Below are 20,066 nucleotides of genomic sequence, written 5' to 3' on the forward strand. Positions count from 1 at the left end.
ACAGAACGGAATCGTCGCTAGGTCGGCCCCGCGCTAGGACTCGCGCGAGACAGAACCGGGCGGCGGGGCGTGGGGCCGCAGCCAACCGGAGATCGACATGGCCCGACCGAAGCGCGGCTGGAACAGCCACCAGCTAAGACTTAGAGCCCTGCCCCACTTTGCCCGCATGCGGCGCGAGGAGCCCTTCCGGGAGGCGAACAAGGCCGAATGGCACACCGCCGCCGATCACATCGCAGGGCACGTGGGTTGGTACTCCGTCGCCGGCATGCGGGCGGACTGGGATTGCAGGCTGATCCACTTCGCCACAACGGACCAGGCCGAGGCAATGCAGCGCTGGATCGCGGCTTCCGGCATCGAGACCCGGCCGAAACCAGGCGCCTACGATGGCGCGCAGCTCACGTTCGCCGGCGGCAAGACATCGTGATGGTCGGCCCTTGGCCACACCCGCCCGGAACGCTCCGCGCGCTGTGGACCATCCTGGGCCACCACTACGTCATTTGCGATCGCTGCCGGCGCCGTGGCGCGCGGGGGTGCGCTCGCAACTGCGGTGCCAGCAGGCTACCAACGCGAATCGGCCGGCTAGGCCGCTTTCTTCTGCTCAGGCAACAGCACGATCGAATCTTTCGGCGCCGCCTTCTGCAGATGAAGGGCTTCCTCTCGCGGTGCCGGGAAACCCCAGCGCTTTGGCGCGATGTCCCACACAATGCCGCCGGGCGTCGCCAGGGAGCGGATCACCGGCGCCTCGTAGTTCGGATAGACCTTCTGTGGCCCGCTGCGCCCGCGAGACCTGCGCCGCTAGTTCGGCGTCGTGGCGTCGCGAACGTTCGGCCAGGCGATCACGCTGCAGGCCGACGTCGAGGAGGCCGTATCAGCCTTCGCCTCGAGGGCGGCGGCCAAAATGCGCCGGCACGGCCTGGCCACCGCACACCTCTCCGTTTTCCTCGAGACGAACCCGTTCCGAGAGCAGGATTCGCAATACATGGCCACGCGCGGCATCCGCCTGCCCGTAGCGACGGCCGACACTGGGCAACTCATCGCGGCGGCGCACCGCGCCCTGGGCGCCATCTGGCGCGACGGCTACCGCTACGAGAAGGCCTGCGTGATGCTGGTCGACCTGGTGAGAGCGGTGAGCGTCGGCGACGGCCTGTTCAGTCGGCGCGACGATCCGCGATCGCTCGCCCGCATGCGGACGCTGGACACGCTTAACGCCCGCTTTCGCCGCAACACTATCGCGTTCGCGCTAACAGACGCGAATCACCCGTGGCAACTGCGTAGCGGGATTCTGAGCCGGTGCTATACTCCGGAGTGGGACGAGCTGTTTAGGGTCTGACCGATTAAAATGCAGCGTGTCCGAATGGAGCGCTCAAGAATCTCGACGTCTTCCGGTAGTGCCTCCCGCTTTCTCCTTTCCTCGGAAGCCAGCTCGCGACGTCTATCGCATTTTGGCGCGCTCATGATCCCGCGCCTCCATTTCGCTCTGAACTGCGGAAGCTAGCTTGACTACCGTGCGAGCTAACAGACGGGCCTGCGGCGGCTTGGCAACGGGTTCTGTGTCTCGTGAAAACGCTGACGCCCGTGCAATAACGTCCTACAGTTCGGACTGTGATGTGTGCGGACGGTCGTGAGCTGCCCGGCTGTTCGACGAGAATCGCGACTTACAGTACGTGACGACCACGTACGCGCTCAGACGGTCCGATCAACCGCGAGCCGCTCACGGCCTAAGTCGAGAAGTTTCTGCGTCCGGCCCAGGCCTTGGTGCCAATAACGCAGAAAGAGTGTGCAGGTCCTCACCCAGAGCAGCTAACTCCTGAAATGCGCTTTCGTTCCGCGAATCTAGTGCCAGTGCTCTATGATACCAAGTGCGCGCCTCATCGACATGTCCGAGAATCTTCGTCAAGTGACCGAGCTGTAGCGCCAAGTCAGAATCGTCCGCTGCCAGAGCTAGTGCCGCCTCGTATGCAGACCGGCTACCTTCCAAGTCCCCAACTTCCTTTCGCATGTTCCCAAGCTGAATCCACAAATCATGACGATGCGTGAACACTTGAAGACAGTTTTGATAGTGCTCGGCGGCTTCAGCCCAACTGCCAGAGTCTCGCGCTCGATCCGCCTTCGAGAGATGAAAGTTCCCCCAAAAGCGAGCAAAGACTAGTCGTGTGGGATTCGAGGCGTAAAGCGACCCGAGAAAAGCCTGTAGAGCCGCACTGAACGTCACAGCGCCGACCGCGACAAGAACGTCCAGGTCAAATCCGAATAGCGCTTGGGAGCTTCGCGCGCGAGAGGCCGCCGTCTACCGAACATCGGGGGAATAGTTACTAAGTCTTGGATGACAGCAGGACATAACACTTCAATTGCTCAAAAGGCCTAAAGCCTCTTAGACTGTAGCTATTCCGCCAGGCTGCCTGCCCGCCTAGGGCTGCTCGCGGGGTAGCGTCCAGTGCCAGCTGACTCTAAGTAGCGTGCACGCTCTAGTAGAAACGCAGCAGCGTCGCGCCAAGAGGGGAGGGGTGGTCCACTGACTAGTCGATGACGGATCTTGCGCCGCGCGCGCAAAACAGCTGCGCTGTCAGTAACAAACCGGGATATGGCATCGCGCAGATCTGCGACGCTCGCCGATCGCACAAAGGTCGCCAGATCACGGCCCGCCTCACGCAATCCACCCGCCGCAACCGCGATGCACGGCACGCCGTGGCGAATGCTCTCCTGAACCACCAAACCCCACCCTTCGTTGTGGCTTGGCACCACAGAGAATTTTGCGCCGCGGTACAGCGCTCTAAGTTCTGTATCATCGGCGCTTTCGACCCAACGAATGCTGCCACCCTTCTGAGCTAGGGTGCGAAGTCGGACTACTAGAGATTTCGAGCGCCATCCTGGGCGGCCTACTATGACGCACGTCATGCGTCGGGAACTAATCTTGTCACCTAGCTGGACAACTGCATCAATCAAGTTGTCGAAGTTTTTTCGAGGTTCTACGGTTCCAACACACAAGAAATATTGCCCGCCCACGAGTCCGTGTGCCTTGAGATGGGCGATGTTTAAATCGGCTTCTGTGAGATGCGATTCGGGTGCTGGTCCTCCCATCGGCAAGACACTGATACCGGGAGCATCAATGCCGCGCCGCAGCAATTCGGCTGTCAATTGATGGCGCACGTAATGCGAGTTCGTCAGCCAGAAGTCTACAGTGCAGAAGAGACGCTCCAATTGGTCGCAAAAAGCCTTGCCATAGCGGGGGTGCGTCCACTCAGGATTGGTGATGGGGAATAGGTCATGAATCATCAACATCAACCTCGCGCCACTTCTCGACTTAAGTCTAAGAAGTGCTTCGGTCTGATCCCGATAACACCAAAAATCGCCGAGTACGACGATGAGGTCTTCCCCGGTTAGGTCGGGAAGCGCTCGGAGGAGCGATCCTCTTTCAGGCCACCGCCCCAAATTCACTGCCTCCCAATGACGAGCTGCGCCTCCGCGGCCGATCGCCAAGTAAGTAATGTGATCGGATAGCATCTCATTCCAGACCCTTGCCGGAGTCGCAATTCTCATGCTTTCCGCGAACACGCGCCGGAGGCACGCTATCGAGTAACGGCGAAGTCCGGGGTTTATGAGACCCATAATATATGATGGATTGACGATGTAGAATCGGTCGGAGCCGATCGGTCGAAAGGCGAAGATGCAGTCGGCGCGTGCCGCTAGTATTGGCCTGCCTAAGACGTTCTCCATGACTTTTTGTATACCGGATGGGTTCCGCATATAGGCATACCAATGAACAAGACCAGTCACATCAAAGACGATCCTTCGGCTTGTAGAGCACCTCTCGCGGCCCAACGCAGTATTGTGGATCTCCATGTTACGCATTCGATTTGCTCATCCTCCTGGCACTGAATACGTCGGGAGAGCGCACACGTTTTGAAGCAGCCTACGAGAACGGCGCAACCCACACGCCGGTGATCTTACACTCCTCAGATCATCGTCGTGCGAGGGACGACACAAAACACTTTGGCTGTCTCTAGACCTTCTGGGGGTGCGGGGCTTTGTGAAGTCTGGAGTGCTGAGACCGGGTCTATGCCGATCACCTAAGCGTTACGACGCGTCGGGAAATAGTTTCATCCGATAAGACCCAGGAGGCCGGCTCGGGCTCGTGCCTGGTGGAGGCGCGGTTGACGCGCTGCCCTCGGGGTTTACCCGCGAACTCTGTCGCATTTCTCCAAGGGGAAACAACCGCAAACGTATCTGCAATGTTGTGTCAAAAAAGTTCGCGCTGGTGAAGAAGCAAAAGGCGCAAAAGAATTTCGTTGCAGTGGTTGGGCGCGCGCGCTTGTCTGCAACGCGGTTGGATTTGCGATGCGGCGTTCCCTTGGTACGACCGCGTTACAAACTCTATTCAACTACCTGAGCAAGTCTCTTGCATGAAGGGTCGATGATCACGTGCCCGCTGCTAGCGAACAGTTACGTCTGGCTGAGGTCGCAATGGCGGCCATTGCATTCAACCGATGGACAAAGAAAATGTTGCCAGTGTCCAATTCGATTATGGCGGTCGACGTGTTGCTTGGCGTGTATTTTGCCGAACATGCGGCGAAGCAGCCGACGACTTTCAAGGAATTGAGTTGGGATTTGCGATGCAGCGAGCAAGCGATCCGAAGTATTGTAGAGCGGCTCAGGGACAACCGCTGGGTCGTTCTGGAGCAGGATGAACGCTACAGCCGTGCAATATCGCGGCTGCGAATTCAGGCCGACAAGGTTGGACTGCTCGAAGAGGGACTTCGCCTTTTACAAGCAGAAGTAAAGGCGGCCCAAACGTCGCCCATTCGCGATATCTAGTCGCTCGTCCGAAAGGCACCCAAAGAGGCTGTTTGATGCTTAGTAAGACGTTACTGACATGTCTTTGGGCCCGACACCGTGTTGTATCCCCCGCTGCGTTGTGCTTCCTCATGGTTCTATCGAGCTGCTCGGCTATGCCGACGAGCGGTCCATCGGCTTCACAAGTCGCGGAATCGGCCAGGAACGCCGCGCCTTCAAATGGAATTCGCTTTGCACTCGTAGATGTGAACGCTGAACTTGTATCAGTTATGACGCGTTGGCCAATCGCGTCGCTGCGAGGCAGCTTCGGCCTGCGTGTTCCGGCCAAGGCGCCGACAATCGGTGTCGGTGACCAAGTACAGATTACGATTTGGGAAGCGGGCACGGGTGGACTGTTCAATGCGCCGGTCAACGACAGAGTCGCGGCGGGCACGCGTGGCGCTAGCATTCCGGAACAGATCGTAGGGGCGGAGGGTGCAATCACCGTTCCTTTCGCGGGTCGGGTTCTCGTGATGGGTCAGACGCCCTATCAGGTCGAGCAGGCCATCGTTCGGGCGCTGGCCAACAAGGCCCTGGACCCCCAGGTGCTAGTTACGGTTACGCGCAATGTGAGTAATACGGTGACTGTCGTAGGTGAAGTGACGGCGGGCGCACGGGTGCCGCTTACCGCGGGAGGCGATCGGATCCTGGACGTCGTCGCTCAAGCGGGCGGTACGAAAGCCGCGCCTCACGAAACATTTGTAACCCTTTCTCGAGACGGGCTGTCAACGCGGATTCCGTTACAGGCATTACTCACTGATCCGGCCGAAAACGTTCCGGTCCGGCCTGGCGACTTGATCTCGGTCACGCGGGAGCCGCAAACCTTCACAGCCGCCGGCGCGACCGGACAGAATGCCGTCGTGCCGTTCGATGCGATTGGCATTACACTTGACCAAGCAATTGCGCGCGCTGGGGGCCTGAGCGATATGCGTGCGGATCCCGGCGGCGTTTTCGTCATCCGCTTTGAGCGTCCAGAGGACTACGATCAACTCGGACTCGCGAGACCGGTGCCCAACCCGCTGGCCGAGGTCCCGGTCGTTTATCGCGTCAATATGCGCGAGGCCAACAGCTTCTTCCTGGCGCGCCGCTTCCCAATGCACAACAAGGACATCTTGTTCGTGTCCAACGCACCGGCAGCGGAGTTGCAGAAGGTCATGAGCATAATTTGGGGCTTTACCGGCCTCGGTGCCACTGTCGTAGCGGCTTCGACCGTAGCCAAGTAGCAATTCATAACCGGCATGAACATCATTATCGTCGGGGAGGGGGAGCGCGCAGCTTGGGTAGAACGGGTTCTGGCTCGGCTCAGGCCGCTGGCGGGAATAGCGCGCGAGGGGACGACACATAGGCTCGGAGGGCGCGGTAATCGTGAATCCCTGCATGCACTGGTGCAGGCAGGAGTCGACGCAGTGGTGGCCGTCGATGCAGCAAGTCTTGCCCAAGCAAGCACTCGTGACACAACTGCTTGGCACGAGGTAGTGCGGCAGGATGCGGAGCGGGCGATCTACATCCGCGAGCTCGTGGCGCGCGGCGGTTGCAAGGTCCTAACACTCGTCGGTGATGACCAGCTCGCTTGGCTGAGCGAATTGGCGGGTGCGCTGTCGCTCACCGACATCGACTCCGCCGGGGTCGAAGAGCTGCCGCCACCGGAGGCCCACACGACGCTCGATTCGCCCCTCGTCGCGAGTTATCTGGACCCCCTGTGGGCGTCGCTAAGCGGGACGTTGCCTCGCGCCATCGTTTGGCCGCGGGAATGCTTTCTCAACGGCGACCTCATGGGCGACCCGCTGCCGCTGGTGATGGAGCTCGCGGGGCGGGCCCGCATCCTCCTCTACGGCCCCTATCTGCCTTTACCGACCGGCCATTGGCGTGCCACGGGATGTTTCGGTTTCAGTCCCGACATCGAAAAGCTGCCGTTCATCTTCGAGGTCGTCACGCCGAACAGTTTGATGCGCGGCTTCTTCGAGGTCCAGTCAGGCGGCTTCTTCACGGTGGATCTGGAATTTCAAATCACCGATCTCCTCATTCCGATAGAGATACGGCTGGCGAGCCAGGAGTCCGCGTTGGAGGGACAGGCAGCGCTGATCGAAGTTCGTCTCGAGGCAATAGGATAGGCGTGGCAGTCGCCGCCCGCCTGGATGTAAGGCGATTGAGAATGAATAGGGGACCGGATGCCATTGTTCGAGCCGCTTTCGACCCGGTCCGGACTGCTGGAGGAGGGAGTTGTTGATGGTTCACTCCGCGGTAGGAGCGGTCACAACCGTCGAAGGCAAGACATATATAACCACTGCCGGGGATCAGGCGGGGTTCGCTCTATATGGACCCTACGACAGGATGCCGCCGGGGGACTATTCGGTCTCATTCGAAATAGAAATCCCGGAGCGGAATCGGCGAGGCGCACGGCCGAACTCGATCTGCGCCTACATTGACGTGACAGGGGAGGCCGGCACCCGTGTGCTCGCGCGGCGGCCCCTCTTCGCCCGGGCACTGACGGCAAGAGGAGCGCAGCATAAACTCGACTTCTCTCTGAGAGACGCCATGGCTCTTGAGTTTCGGGTATACGCGACGGGTGCTGCGGACCTGCTCATCGCCGCAGATCGCATCATTTCAATCCATAGACAATCCCGCTTCAGTCCGATCCTCACCGATGATGGCCCCCACACGCCATTCTTCGAGAAGCATTTCGATCAGTTCTGTGACCTTTTCAACAAAGGGGCAGAAGTCCGACCGAATGAGAGAGGAACTTTGGTCAGCTTTCTCGGAATAAAGCTAAACGTCACCAACTATGACGATTTCCAGATGATCCAGGAAATTCTCGTGGCAAACGTCTATCGCTTCTCGCCCAGGCGCGATGTCTGTGTGTTGGATGTCGGAATGAATGCCGGGATAGCGGCGCTCCACTTCGCGACGTTTCCAAGAGTGAAGAAAGTCTATGGCTTCGAACCGTTTCGCGCGATCCACGATCGCGCTGTCTCGCATTTCCAGTTGAACCCGACCCTTTCGGACAAGATCCAGGCTATGAACTTTGGCCTTGGTCTGCAAAACGAAAGGCGGGTGGTTCTCCACGATGCCGAGCACTCTATAGATGTCAGCATTAAGGGGACAACGAAAGGTCAGCCAACACAAATCGAAATCAGAGATGCCGCTGAGGTCGTATTGGAGTTGGCGGCCAGGCACAGCGACCTGGACATTGTACTCAAACTCGACTGCGAGGGCTCCGAATTCCCGATCCTGGACGCGCTCGACCGAGCGAACGTCGCCGGTCTCCCGGTCATATACATGATCGAGTGGCACAAGGCCTGGTCTCCAGGCAAGAATCAGGACTATCTCATCGAGAAGCTGAACCGGAACGGCTTCACGGTCTTCGATCAGACGAACCCGTTCGATCCGTATGCCGGTCTTCTGTACGCCGTAAGAGAGAGACGCGCTTACTAAGGTGATTGCAATGACGCAGCTTTCCGTACTCATTGTGGTTGAAGGCCTGTTCGAAAAGAGCGATTCCATTGGGTACGATGCCGTCTATCAGTTTCGACAGCTGCAGGCCAAAGAGCATTTGAATGTTCGGTTATTCGCGGCAAGGTATGATCGCGAGCACTACCCGGATTTGCCGATAGAAGACGCCGCGTTGCTTTCGGTCGTGTTGCCCGAATCCGCCAACGCAGTGTTGATCTATCACTTCTGCGACGGGTGGCCGGCGTTCGAAGATCTCCTCGCGCGGTTCACCGGGCGGTTGGTCGTCAGATGGCACAACAACACACCGCCTTGGTTCTTTGGAAGGATAGCGAGGCATTCGCTGGAACGTACGACGCGCGGATTCAGAGCGATCCTGCGACTTTCTAGGCGGAGCAACGTTGAGTTCTGGTGCAACTCAGCGTTCACCTGCCAGCAGATGAGATGGCTGGGTGCAGGTCGCGTCCCAACTTCAGTTGTGTATCCGGCTTCGAGATATTTGCTTCCGAGAGCGCGTGTCGACGGGCGCTCCGCAATGTGGTCCGGGGAGGACTCGATAAACGTACTCTTCGTCGGGCGAGTGGTTGCTCACAAGGGCTTTGCGCATATGATCGTGGTGGCGGCCCATCTCAAGAGGATTGTCACGCGGCCTATTGAGCTGGTGCTCGTGGGGCGCGCTGAGGCGGGTGCGAATATGCATCTCCGTAGTCTGCAGGCGTTGGCACAGCGCTTGGATGTTCCTGTGCGGTTCGTCGGGGAGGTGTCGGAGAGCGAGCTCGAGGAGCACTATCGGCGTGCATCAGTATTCCTTTGCCTGTCACAGCACGAAGGCTTCGGGATGCCTATCTACGAGGCAATGAGGTTGAACGTTCCGATCGTGGCGTGGAGTGGCACGGCTATCGCGGAGCTTATGCACGGACATCCGACTGTATATGACGATTTCGACATTCGTCGTTTCGCTTCGGGAATAGCAGCGATCACCACGGTCCCGGGGGCAGATCAAGCGCTCGCGAATTGGCAGAATCGACATGTCCTTCCTCGGTATACTGCAGCGGTTGTTGCCTCACAGTTGGAGGCTGCGCTTGCAGGGGCGCTGCTTCCGGCGGAGCAAATCCAATCGCGCCCGTCCATGGACGGGCCATCCTTCGACGAGTGCGATGGGTTGAAGTCGGCTGAGGAAGCCCACTATCGCAGGCTGCTTGCGATGCAACAATTGACCCTCGCAGACTTTGACCTTCCTCTTGAGCCGCAAAACAACTTCGTCACGCTGTATGATATCGAGACGCTGGAATCGCTTCTCAACCCGTTGGTGTCGGCTGCCACCGTTGGGGACCCACCTAATGCATCGGGGGCCGGCCTCCGGTCGTCTACCACCGGAGCGTCCACTGCGTATGTTGGTCATCGGCAGTTTTCGGTCTTAGGAGACACTGTCTACGAAGAACATGCCGTTGTGCCGTTGAGCACACACGTGCCCCATCATATCGTGTTCGGTCCGCATCTTAGAGTACTGCCGGGACGGTATCGTGTGGAGTTTGAGCTTTATCTGTCGCCGGATGCCGCAGACGAAGCGGGGGCGCTCCTTTTCCTTGATGTATACGATGGTAAGGTGCTGGCCCAGTCCACGGTGGAGTGCGGCGAGGCGAATCGGACCAAAAAGACTCTCGAATTCTCCGTGGAGAGCGCAGAGACCTTCGTCGAGTTCAGAGTTTTTGCGAGAGGATTTGTTAGGGGCCATCTCATTTTCCGCGGCGCCGCATTGCGCCGTCTGCCATTGAAAATCGACGAGGGGAGCGCCAGCGGTCGCGAAAGAAAATCTCCAACCATGAGGCTTGTCGAGAGCTTGCGGGCAAAAAGGCGGGCTCTATAGTCGATTATAGATGTTTGCTGCGACGGCGAGGTCGGTGACGAGGCGGCCGCGGCCATGCTTAAGAATCAGGGCACTTTGGCAATACTCTCTGATTACACCGGCGTCGTGAATGGCCATGATCATGCCGCAATGGCCGCGACGGCCGAACAGTTCGTCATGACACTTGATCTGAAAGCGCCGGTCACCGACCAGCAGGACCTCATCGATCAGATAACATTCGAAGTCCATCGCTAACGACAGCGCGAAGGCCAGCCGCATACGCATGCCGTCCGAGTAATAGCGGACAGGGCGGAACATGTGCTGGCCGAGCTCCGAGAAGTCCTCGACGTAGGCAAAGGTTTCCTTGAACGGCAATGCGTAGAGTCGGCATAGGAACCGGACATTGTCATAGCCGGTGAGCTCTCCGTCGAAGCCGCCCCCGAGCGCCAGCGGCCAGGATAGCTTGAGGCCACGCCGCACCTCGCCCGCCGACGGGACAAGTATACCGGAGAGAATCTTGATAAGGGTCGATTTTCCTGAGCCGTTAGCCCCCATGAGACCCATGCGCTCGCCGGCAAAGACCCGGAAAGAAATGTTCTGAAGGGCGGTATGGGCGCCGTGGGCGCCGTGGAAGACTTTTGAGACATTTAAGACTTCGACGCAGCGGCGAGAATCACCAGGCCCATCGCGGCTGTCGCGGTCCGGTTGCCGCCGGAAGGTTCCATCGGGCATGCGGCCCCCTAGGACTCGGTGTGGCGAAGCGCGTCGGCCTTGATCACGCGCCAGATCAGCCAAGCCATGGTGCCACCCACAGCGGCGACCAGGCACCAGAGCAAGCGCCAAGGATAGGCATGATAGTCCGGCTTGCTCGGCGTTGCTACTCGCTCCAGGTAGACCTGCTGGCGGAGCGCTTCCACCCGGGCGCTTTCGAGCATGGTCATCGCCGAGATCAAGGTGCGCTCTGCGAACTCGCGCTCGAGGCTCAATCGCTCATACTCGGCAATTCGCGGCGCCACCGCCAATGCGTCGCCGGCGAGCCGTCGGCGCTCAATGTCTATCTGTTCTTCGAGGGCCGCCCGCCGAAGCCGCAACCCAGAGATCTGGGGCGCATCAGGCGATGCTCGCGTCAATTCGCCCAACTGGACACCGACTTGGGCTGCTTCCTGCGAGAGCTTGGCGATCGTCTCCAGAACGGTGAGCGTAGCGTGAGTGGGATCGATGAGGCGTTCGCGCTCGCGGAAAGCCTTCAGCGCGGCCTGCGCATCTTCAGCACGTCGCTTCTGGCGGTCGACCTCACTTTGGGCAATGCCGATAGCATCGCGTCGAGCGCGCTCGTTCATGCGATTCACCAAGCCCTCGGCTGCGGCCAGCAGTCCGTTGACAAGGCGCTGGGCATCGTCTGGTTCGAAAGCCTGGACGGCGAGCGTCGACACGCCCGTCGTCGTGTCGAAGGTAATAGATACGATCCTTCGGAAATACTTGAACAGGGCCTCCTGGGTGTCGCGCCCCAACACTGCCGGAAAACGCCACAGCGGATCCCAGGGCGCACGCCGCACTGCTGCCTGCAGGTCGGCATGCTCCTCGAGCCAAGCCATCGCGTCGCGCGATTGCAGGAAATCCTGCACGACATATCCATCGTCGCTCGACCGCATCATTCCCTGCCCCTGCACGGCCGTAGGAACCGCGAGAGCGCTCGCAGAGCGTCCAGGCATTCGAAGCACGAAGCGCGCTTCGGATTCGAAGCGATTGGCCGCAAATCCATAGAGGTACGTTGCCGTCAGACACGTCGGCAGCACTATGAGCAGAAAGAGCGAAAGTAGGTAATGCGGCCGCCGCGCGCGCGCCGCTTCGATTGTCTGTTCAGAAGCCGGTGCGACCGAGACTCCGCTGACGGCCTCGGATACCGGCATCAATTGCAGCATGCGGGCGTACGGCGCGAATTGCGAAGCGTCGGGCATTGCTGCAACTTCTGAAATTATCGCGCCAGTCGCAAGCGGGCACGCTACTGGATGTCACGCAATTGTTCACCGTTCCATCCACCCAATATGTTTGGATGCGCTTCGGTGCGGCCTCGGCGACTGGGATCCTCCGCCTTGGTGCGTCAACCAGTCCTAGATGCAAGATCGCACTCACAGAGACGTTCAAAAGCGTTGTCTTGCGCCACTGCCCCGACGCGCGAGGAGTGGCGAAGATGGAGAGATGTCTTTGCTCGCAGATCACCTAGCCGCGACACGTAGACCGTCCGCTAGCGACATTGGTCGTGGCTCGGCTCGATGGTCCTGGGCGCTGGCGTTCCTCCGGCGCTGGCGCTTGTTCCTCCTGATGTTGCCGACTCTGATCTCGGCCTTCTATCTATTCGCACTGGCGGCAGAGCAATACGAGTCGGAGGCCCGCTTTGTGGTGCGCTCAGCATCGCGCCCGAATATGCCAGGAGCGTTGGGATTCCTCGTCCAACTCGGTATAGCCCGCTCTCAGGACGACGCTTTCGTTGTTCAGGAATACATGACGTCTCGCGATGCGATCGCTCGTCTCTCGGGCATGATGAAACTGCGCGACATATACCGAGGCAGCGATCTTGACTTCGTTGCCCACTATCCGTCGATGCTTTTCGGTCCCGAGAGCGAAGAGTTCCACCGGTACTTCCAGCGGATGGTGAGCGTGGTCCATACGGACAAGACCGGTATCTCGACGCTGAAGGTTCGGGCATTCTCAGCCGCGGACGCCCATCGTATCGCCGCGGCATTGCTCGGCTTGGCGGAGGAACTCGTCAACCGCCTCAATGAGCGGAGCCAGCACGATGCCATTCGCAGCGCCCTGACAGAAGTGCAGCTCGCCCAGAGCCGGCTGATCGCGGCTCAAGCGGCGCTGACCGAGTTCCGTAACGTCGAGCAAATCGTCGACCCTACCCAGACCGCCGTGCGTCTTTCCGAGTTGATCGGTCAGCTCGCTGCGGAATTGGGCGGTACACAATCCCGGATCCACGAGATGCACAGCGGAACCAGCGCCAGCCCTCAACTGGGAGCTCTGCAGCGCAAGGCCTCCGCGCTCCAGAAGCAGATCGAGGAGGAACGAGGGCGCATCTCGTCCGATTCCGGCCTGGCGACGCGCATCGCCAAGTACGACCGCCTGAAACTGGAGCGGCAGTTCGCCGAGAAAACCCTCAGCGACGCCGAGACTGAACTCGTCCTGGCACGGGCTGAAGCCGCAAAGCAGCTGTTGTACCTCGCACGGGTGGTGGAGCCGAGCGAGCCGGACTACCCGGCGTTTCCAAAGCGCGTGCGGACGCTGCTGACCATCCTGTGCGGGAACATCCTCCTCGTGATGATTGGTTGGTTGGTTCTTACCGGAGTCTCAGAGCATGGCACGAAGCGCTGAGTCCGTCTGGGCGGGCTGGGCGATCCAGGGCCGAAGCATCTCGGCGCTTATGAAGCGCGATCTCATGATGCGCTACGGCCGCGACAATATCGGCTTCGCTTGGGCCATTCTCGAGCCGATGATTCTGACGTGCGGCGTGATGATCATCTGGTCTGTTTCCGGACCGTCGCGCAACGGCATCAAGGTCGTCGAGATTGTGCTCACCGGCTACATGCCGTTGACTTTGTGGCGCCATCTTACAGGGCCAGTCGTGAACATGTTCAGGAGTAGCTCGGCGCTGCTCTACCACCGGCGAGTGACGCTTTTCGATTTGGTCACCGCTCGCCAAGCTCTGGAGTTCATCGCGACCACCACGGCCCTTTTCGTAGTTTGGAGCGTTCTGAACATTGCTGGCTTGGTCGGCGACATCGCACGCTGGGATCTTTTTCTGCTCGGATGGTTCATGATGGCAGCGATAGGTGCGGCCTTCGGTGCAATGCTAGCGGCAGTTACCGAGCTAACGGAGACTATCGAGCGTTTCGTGCAGCCGTTCCAGTACTTGAACATCCCGATTTCTGGCGCCTTCTTCATGGTCGACTGGCTGCCGAGCTGGGGCCAGCAGGTGGCTCTCTATCACCCTCTTGTGCACTGCTACGAGGTCTTCCGTGCGGGATTCTTTGGAGACGCGCTTGTCACGCATTACGATCTCGCCTATTTCGCGCAATGCGCTTTCGTCGTCGCATTCGTCGGTATTCTTTCCGTCGCCGGAGTGAGGAAGAGAGTACGGTTGAATTGAGCCCTTAGGCTCTCAGGAGTTCCCATCCCGCGATGTGGACTGACTGCGGACGCCGGTCGTCGTTGCCTAGTTCCAGAGCCGGCGCCCATGTTTCGGCTTGGTGCGAGAAAGCGTTTAAGCGCCCGGCCGAAGCTTCCGGCGAAATACATAAGGCCCGGGAGAGATCGTATGCGTCTGGCTTTCGGAGGTACTGAACCGCCCCATGTTTGTCGGAGGCTCCAACTCTTGAGAAAGTGGAGTCATGGCAGGCAAGACAGCAAACAAGTTTTCGATCGAGGTGCGCGATCGTGCGATCCGGCTGGTGCTGGATCTCAAGGCTGATCTTGGATCGCAATGGGCGACAGAGTGTCTGATTGCTTCCAAGATCGGGTGCAAGGCGCATACCCCGAAGAGCGGGTGAAGGCGGCGGAACGCGAGGTCGGGAAGCCTAGCCGGACCAGCCCGATTTTTAGCCCAGCGCGCAGACCCAACCAGGTTGTCAGCACGTGCGAAGCGGAAAGAATCTGAAGCCAGAGATTCAGCACCGGTTCAAGGAGAACTTCGGTGTCTATTGCGTGTGCAAGGTCGCGCAGCAGCTCAATCGTGAGGGCCAAGATGTGGCACGTTGCACGGTAGCACGACTGATGCAAACGCTGGCTTGCAGGGCGTGATCCGCGGCAAGCAGGTGTGCGAACCATGATCAGCGACAAGGCCGCGCTATGCCCGCTGGACCGCGTCAATCGGCGAGTCATTGCAACGAAAGTCTTTTGCGCCTTCTGCCACTTCTCCCGAGAAGCCAAAATGAGTAACAGTCCTCCCGAATTTGTTTGTGCCGACCATTCGACCTCTGGCTCACCCTCCGGCTTGAGCGGCGCGCCGTCGGGCATTGTCCTGCTCCGATAGGGCTCGATGTCTCCAGGAAAGAGCCGGCAACCTCAAATACCCAAGCGATCAAGCAAGGCCAGATAATGACGAACAGACCGAAGAGAGAAAATTCCTTCGAGCGCGACTTGGTCGTCGCTGCCTATCAGGTCATACTTGGACGAGATCCCGAGAGCGAGGCAGTAATAAACGAGAAGATCGATCATTTCAGAACGCCGTCGGAATTATTGAGCGATTTTGTCAATGCACCCGAATCCCGCTTTAAGAAGGCCGACTTTGCCGACGAGGTCAACAAAGGCTACGGGCGCCCTTTGAACGGGATCGAGGTTGACGTTTCCAAGGAAGTCTTCGATGCGATGTTTGATCGCGTGCGGGAACAATGGTCGGCTCTCGGGGAGATCGATCCCTACTGGTCGGTTCTTTCCCACGACCGTTTCCGTATGAAGTCGATCGAGGGTTCGAAGGAAGAGTTCTATGCTAGTGGAGCTTCGTCGGATCGAATTATCGACATCTTCGCGCAGCGCTGCGAGATAGTTGTGCCTCAGGGCACCTGCCTCGAGCTCGGGTGCGGCGTTGGACGGATCACACGCTATCTCGCGAACCGCTTCCAAAAAGTTATCGGTGTCGACATATCGGAAGGAAATCTTAATCTCGCTCGAGACTACTTGAACGCGGAGATGCTCTCCGGCCATGTCGATTTAATGCTGCTGCGAGATCTCAGGCAGATTGAAGATCTGAGCGGTATAGACTTCTTCTATTCCGTCATCGTACTCCAGCATAATCCACCACCACTCATGGCAGAAATTCTGCGCGTTGTCTTCGGCAAGCTGCGTCCCGGTGGAGCTTTTCTGTTTCAGGTGCCGACGCATACGCCTGGTTACAAATTCTCCTCAAAGGACTATCTCGCATCACGCGATCCGGTTGGCGAAGATTTCGAAATGCACGCACTGCCAATGCATAAAATCTTAGACATAATTGCCAATGCCGGGGCGCAGCCCAAGGAGGTCCTTCTCGACATGGCGACTGGGGGGTACGGCTCGCATACATTCTTCGGCGTAAAGAACTAGCGCACTAACAACAGACCGGCGGCCCAACTTATCACCGTCCTTTGTGATCGTGGCACACTTCGGAGTGTTCCCCTCTCCGAAGGTTCACCTTCTTAAAGCGGCGCAGAGTGGCAAACGCCTCGAGCGGTCCAAGCCGACCAACGGCGGCGCCTGATCGAGCGTCACGCATTACGATTTGGTCTATTTCGCGAAATGTGCTTCCGTCGTCGCGTTCGCCAGTATTCTTTCCGTCGCCGGAGTGAGGAAGAGATTGCGGTTGAATTAAGCCCTTAGGCTCTCAGGAGTTCCCATCCCGCGATGTGGACTGACTGCGGACGCCGGTCGTCGTTGCCTAGTTCCAGAGCCGGCACCCATGTTTCGGCCTGGTACGAGAAGGCGTTTAAGCCCGGCCGAAGCTTCAGGCGAAATTCATAAGGCCCGGGAGAGATCGTATGCGTCCGGCTTTCGGAGGTAGCGGATATTGACACCACGACGTCCTTCGGTCTGTGGTTCCTGACGTGCATGGAAAGAACTTGTGGCGCTTCGCCGTTCTCCACCGCGATCTCGTGGGAGCCGGCGAGCGTGAGAAAATCGCCGCTCGTCATCGAATCGGTGATCGCGATATCAACTGGGCAGGCCTTGGCGGGGTGGAGGGCGTTGCCCGCGATCTTAGTGGCGATGAGGGCTATGCCGGCTCCTTCGATCGGAATATCAACCGTCTCCACCGAGAAGCCACTGCGATTCAGGCAAGCCGTCAGGAAGGGTAGCGACCAGCCGCTTTCATACCAGCCGAATTTGCGGATGCAGTAGACCGACAAGGGATCAAGCCGGAGGCCCCAGTTCTTCCAGTACAGATCGTTAAAGGGCTCACCGGCGAGGAGCAGTTTCCCCCCCTCCCGTAACCAGCTTCGTACCCGTTCGATCAATCGCCACGGCCGGACCGCGTGATGTAGGCATTCGTAAAAGCAGACTGCGTCGAAACTGCTACTTGGCTCGAAGTCGTCGAAGGATCCCTGGAGCGCCTCAATTGCGAGGTTACTCCTTTGCTGCCGGCGCCTGATCAGCTCCACGAAGGACGGGTTGATGTCGACCGCCGTGGTGCGGCAACCCATGCCGGCAAAGAACTCGGTGGACAGGCCCCACCCCGCGCCCATATCGAGGAGACGAGGTGATCGTCCCAGCCGGGCTAGGTGTAGCGCCGTTGCCAATCGCAAGTGGTGCAGCGCGAGGCCGGAGGGATAGGGCGAGGCATAGGGGTTGGCAGCCGCCACGTGCGCCTCGAGATCGAACTGGGTCAGCTCGTGATCGGCCTGATTGAGATCGCGGCCGGAGATTTCTCTGTAAAGGCGGACTTGCTGCTCCACATAGTCCTCGGACAACGGATCGATAAGCTGATCGACTTCAATCCCAGGTCGGTATGAGAAAGTAGCAAAGGCTTCCCTAAACAGGGGGGACTCGACACCGCCCAGCCGATCGACCTCCGCGACGAATGTGTCCAGCGACGCTGCGTCGTAGGCTTTCATCAAGTTGTTCCGGTGGACGACGGGTCGAGGTTGTATCCCCATGCTCCGGCCTTTGGCGTTGTGACCGTAGGGGCAAGGTCAATTAGGTGATCCATGATCCGCAGCCGCGTTTCGATGTCGCCGTCTGGTACGACGATGAGGCTTTTAATGCCGATGCCGAGATCGCGCATTTCCTGACCTGATTCCTCGCGCACTTCCCGCTCGATCTGACTAGTGAAGGTAAGCTTAACGACTGTCTCTTCAGGGGCGCCGGCATCGCTGGGTTGGACAAGGCGGATTGGCACCTTCCAAGCGACCACTTTATGGTTCGTCTCGATCTTGCGTGTTTCCATAAAGCCGTCGCCTATCAGCAGACCTACTCGTGCCGGAAGCCGCGCGTATCCAGGCAACTGGATTGATGCGTAGATGAGGAGGTGTTCCGATTCATCGAGTCGCATTCGTGGCAGGCCGATCGTCAAGGCGCCACCACCATTCCTGGTCCAGCACCCCCAGCTCTCCGGCGTAAACCATCCGTCGTCTCGTGCGTCGAGCGCCGCGTACTGCGTGTCTCGCTTGGCGTAACCGCTGGTCAGCGAATGTGCCCGCGACGCGAGGATGTGGTCCATCATGGCTTGTCCCATAACTCCTTCGGGCGGGTCCTCCAGCGCCCTAAAGATGTATTCTGTTCCGAACTGCCACAAAGGAACGACGCGCTTCGACGATACTCGGGCCGCTTTGTGACACGCGTCGATCACCGCTTCGCCGACTCCCTGCCACGTCACCGGGCGATACTCTCTAGCGATCTTCAATTCGAGTTCTTGCCGTCGGCCAGGGTCTCCAATGAGATCGCTAACCGTGTTAACAGAAGCTTCGAGGTCGTCGATGTTCAGGTACACCCCGAGCGATCCGGCCACCTCGGGGAGCGAAGAGCGGTCCGACAGGACGCAAATCCTGCCACTCGACAGGCTTTCCCCAACGGGCAGTCCCCAGCCTTCGTAGAGGCTCGGGTAGAGCGTGAATAGGCATTCCCTGTAAAGAGTGACCAACTCAACGTCGCTGACGTCTTGGACAAGCAAGATGCGCCCGCCGAGGAAATCGCTGTCGACGCAGAACTGTAGGAACTCTTCAGCCCGCCAGCCCAGACGACCAACGCAAAGAAGGGCCGGGACGTCCAGGCCACTTCGCAACATGCGCTCCCAAAGGCGAAAGGCGAAGAGATGGTTTTTTCGGCCTTCGATGGTCGACACGAAAAGCACGAAGGGGCGCTGCAGGAGAAGGTCCATCCGCGCTGTTCTGAGCTGCTCCGTTTGCCCCGTCATCATCGGCAGGAGTGTACCGTTGCGTGTCACGACGGTGGGCGGGGGGGCGCGGCCGGTCTGGTCGCAATAGCGTCGTAGGTCCTTCGCGGTGTTATCTGAGACACACAGAGCGACGTCGACGTGCGGGATGATGCTGTCGAGAAAGAGCTTGAAGACGTTCGCTGTGCCCTGGTCGCACGTTTCTCTAGCATAAATCGGGATCAGATCGTGAAATAGCATCAGGAAGCGCAGGCCGTGCTCGCGCTTCAGGTTTACCACCATGCTTGGATAGTCCGGCAGCACCCATGCAGCCCCAAGAAGGACCAAGCTGGCGCTCGGCCGGCCGGACAGTGCTCGATGGAGCAGGCCTTCTGAGAACAGACGGCCGCGTTGGGCCGCTTCTCGGTCAAACATAATTGTCCGGCGTTCCGCGGGGTGCGGCAACTGCTCCAGCAGGGCTAGGAAGCGCCGCTTGTCGAGGCACCTGAAGCCCTTCACGGTGCGGTCGAAAGCGACGAACTCTACCTTCCGCAAGTCGACCAAGGTTGGCAGACTTAGCAGAATGCTTGCCTGGACCCGCTGTATGCCGGTCAGGTTATCGTGGTGGCCGAGGTAGAACACCAGATCAGAGACATCGAACAACATTGCTCCGTCTTCGATGACCGTCTCTGTCTGCGAGGCTATGATAGTTTCAGCGCGACGTGACTCGCCCAGCGCGTGGAGTTCGTTAGCCGCGTGCTTATTGCCGGCATCCAGGTTGAGCGCCATTTCGTAGGCGGCGATCGCCGCTGCTCTCTGGCCACAAATCTTTAGCAAGTGGCCGAGTTGCAGATGAGTATCGGATTGCCGTGGCGCGAGAGCGATCGCTTTTCGGTATGCAAGCTCTGCCTCGGCGTGCGAGCCGCTCTCCTTTAGCGCATGACCGTACTGGACCCAGATGTCTGGTTGCGCGTCGTCGCTCTCCAGAGCACGCCTGTACAACTCGGTCGCCATACCCCAGTCCCGTCGATCACGTGCGGCGTCTGCCGACCCAATCAAGGCACCGCTTGCTCGTGTCGACACGCCGCGTAGTAGCGTCCGCATGAA

The 20,066-nt window shown here is 59.1% G+C and carries 17 protein-coding genes and 1 pseudogene; 12 read left to right on the top strand and 6 right to left on the bottom strand.

Going from position 1 to position 20,066, the window contains the following annotated elements; genetic code table 11:
- Nucleotides 1–97: 97 nt before the first annotated feature.
- On the top strand, nucleotides 98–424 hold the full coding sequence (locus ACP15H_RS26960) for a hypothetical protein (RefSeq protein WP_425069207.1): 327 nt from the start codon (nucleotides 98–100) through the stop codon (nucleotides 422–424).
- A gap of 155 nt (nucleotides 425–579) precedes the next feature.
- Here the strand turns inward: ACP15H_RS26960 and ACP15H_RS26965 are convergent, their stop codons facing one another.
- On the bottom strand, nucleotides 580–735 hold the full coding sequence (locus ACP15H_RS26965; protein ID WP_425069208.1) for a hypothetical protein: 156 nt from the start codon (nucleotides 733–735) through the stop codon (nucleotides 580–582).
- A gap of 73 nt (nucleotides 736–808) precedes the next feature.
- On the opposite strand from ACP15H_RS26965, the gene ACP15H_RS26970 reads away from it, so the two are divergent.
- Nucleotides 809–1,330 (top strand): DUF4113 domain-containing protein, encoded by a 522-nt coding sequence (locus ACP15H_RS26970; protein WP_425069209.1) that lies wholly within the window; start codon nucleotides 809–811, stop codon nucleotides 1,328–1,330.
- A gap of 1,052 nt (nucleotides 1,331–2,382) precedes the next feature.
- On the opposite strand, the gene ACP15H_RS26975 is transcribed toward ACP15H_RS26970, so the two are convergent.
- Nucleotides 2,383–3,279, bottom strand: coding sequence for a glycosyltransferase family 4 protein (locus ACP15H_RS26975; protein WP_425069210.1), 897 nt, complete (start codon nucleotides 3,277–3,279; stop codon nucleotides 2,383–2,385).
- Nucleotides 3,280–4,461: 1,182 nt separating this feature from the next.
- Between ACP15H_RS26975 and ACP15H_RS26980 the strand changes: the two genes are divergently transcribed.
- From ACP15H_RS26980 to ACP15H_RS27000, 5 genes are all read left to right on the top strand, one after another.
- Nucleotides 4,462–4,812: a hypothetical protein gene (locus ACP15H_RS26980; protein ID WP_425069211.1), complete on the top strand. Its 351-nt coding sequence runs from the start codon at nucleotides 4,462–4,464 to the stop codon at nucleotides 4,810–4,812.
- Between the two features lie 248 nt (nucleotides 4,813–5,060).
- Nucleotides 5,061–6,053 carry a polysaccharide biosynthesis/export family protein gene (locus ACP15H_RS26985; RefSeq protein WP_425069212.1) on the top strand — a complete coding sequence of 331 codons (993 nt, stop codon included), beginning with the start codon at nucleotides 5,061–5,063 and terminating at the stop codon, nucleotides 6,051–6,053.
- A gap of 15 nt (nucleotides 6,054–6,068) precedes the next feature.
- Nucleotides 6,069–6,941: a hypothetical protein gene (locus tag ACP15H_RS26990; protein ID WP_425069213.1), complete on the top strand. Its 873-nt coding sequence runs from the start codon at nucleotides 6,069–6,071 to the stop codon at nucleotides 6,939–6,941.
- A gap of 115 nt (nucleotides 6,942–7,056) precedes the next feature.
- Nucleotides 7,057–8,262, top strand: coding sequence for an FkbM family methyltransferase (locus tag ACP15H_RS26995; RefSeq protein ID WP_425069214.1), 1,206 nt, complete (start codon nucleotides 7,057–7,059; stop codon nucleotides 8,260–8,262).
- Between the two features lie 10 nt (nucleotides 8,263–8,272).
- Nucleotides 8,273–10,144, top strand: a complete 1,872-nt coding sequence (locus tag ACP15H_RS27000; RefSeq protein WP_425069215.1) for a glycosyltransferase family 4 protein — start codon at nucleotides 8,273–8,275, stop codon at nucleotides 10,142–10,144.
- Here the strand turns inward: ACP15H_RS27000 and ACP15H_RS27005 are convergent.
- Together ACP15H_RS27005 and ACP15H_RS27010 are read right to left on the bottom strand one after the other, a co-directional pair.
- Nucleotides 10,139–10,855, bottom strand: coding sequence for an ABC transporter ATP-binding protein (locus ACP15H_RS27005; protein WP_425069216.1), 717 nt, complete (start codon nucleotides 10,853–10,855; stop codon nucleotides 10,139–10,141). The genes ACP15H_RS27000 and ACP15H_RS27005 overlap by 6 nt on opposite strands.
- Nucleotides 10,856–10,863: 8 nt before the next feature.
- On the bottom strand, nucleotides 10,864–12,081 hold the full coding sequence (locus tag ACP15H_RS27010) for a capsule biosynthesis protein (RefSeq protein WP_425069217.1): 1,218 nt from the start codon (nucleotides 12,079–12,081) through the stop codon (nucleotides 10,864–10,866).
- 352 nt (nucleotides 12,082–12,433) lie between these two features.
- Between ACP15H_RS27010 and ACP15H_RS27015 the strand changes: the two genes are divergently transcribed.
- The 5 genes and pseudogenes from ACP15H_RS27015 to ACP15H_RS27035 all read left to right on the top strand — a co-directional run bounded on the left by ACP15H_RS27015 (nucleotide 12,434) and on the right by ACP15H_RS27035 (nucleotide 16,201).
- Entirely contained in the window at nucleotides 12,434–13,498 is a 1,065-nt protein-coding gene (locus tag ACP15H_RS27015) for a hypothetical protein (protein WP_425069218.1), read from the top strand.
- Nucleotides 13,499–13,547: 49 nt separating this feature from the next.
- Complete coding sequence (locus tag ACP15H_RS27020; RefSeq protein ID WP_425069219.1) at nucleotides 13,548–14,273, top strand: ABC transporter permease; 726 nt, start codon at nucleotides 13,548–13,550, stop codon at nucleotides 14,271–14,273.
- 241 nt (nucleotides 14,274–14,514) lie between these two features.
- The gene (locus ACP15H_RS27025) at nucleotides 14,515–14,673 is read left to right on the top strand and encodes a hypothetical protein (RefSeq protein WP_425069220.1); all 159 of its coding nucleotides are present in this window, start codon (nucleotides 14,515–14,517) and stop codon (nucleotides 14,671–14,673) included.
- Between the two features lie 130 nt (nucleotides 14,674–14,803).
- Nucleotides 14,804–14,934, top strand: a pseudogene (locus ACP15H_RS27030) (IS3 family transposase); the annotation flags it as partial.
- 286 nt (nucleotides 14,935–15,220) lie between these two features.
- On the top strand, nucleotides 15,221–16,201 hold the full coding sequence (locus tag ACP15H_RS27035; RefSeq protein WP_425069221.1) for a methyltransferase domain-containing protein: 981 nt from the start codon (nucleotides 15,221–15,223) through the stop codon (nucleotides 16,199–16,201).
- A 269-nt stretch (nucleotides 16,202–16,470) separates the two neighbouring features.
- Here ACP15H_RS27035 and ACP15H_RS27040 read toward each other — a convergent pair whose 3' ends face one another.
- Together ACP15H_RS27040 and ACP15H_RS27045 are read right to left on the bottom strand one after the other, a co-directional pair.
- The gene (locus ACP15H_RS27040; RefSeq protein WP_425069222.1) at nucleotides 16,471–17,703 is read right to left on the bottom strand and encodes a class I SAM-dependent methyltransferase; all 1,233 of its coding nucleotides are present in this window, start codon (nucleotides 17,701–17,703) and stop codon (nucleotides 16,471–16,473) included.
- The gene (locus ACP15H_RS27045; protein WP_425069223.1) at nucleotides 17,703–19,973 is read right to left on the bottom strand and encodes a glycosyltransferase; all 2,271 of its coding nucleotides are present in this window, start codon (nucleotides 19,971–19,973) and stop codon (nucleotides 17,703–17,705) included. The genes ACP15H_RS27040 and ACP15H_RS27045 overlap by 1 nt, the downstream gene beginning before the upstream one ends.
- Between the last annotated feature and the right edge of the window lie 93 nt (nucleotides 19,974–20,066).

This window comes from Reyranella sp. (assembly GCF_965249915.1).
Classification (GTDB): domain Bacteria; phylum Pseudomonadota; class Alphaproteobacteria; order Reyranellales; family Reyranellaceae; genus Reyranella.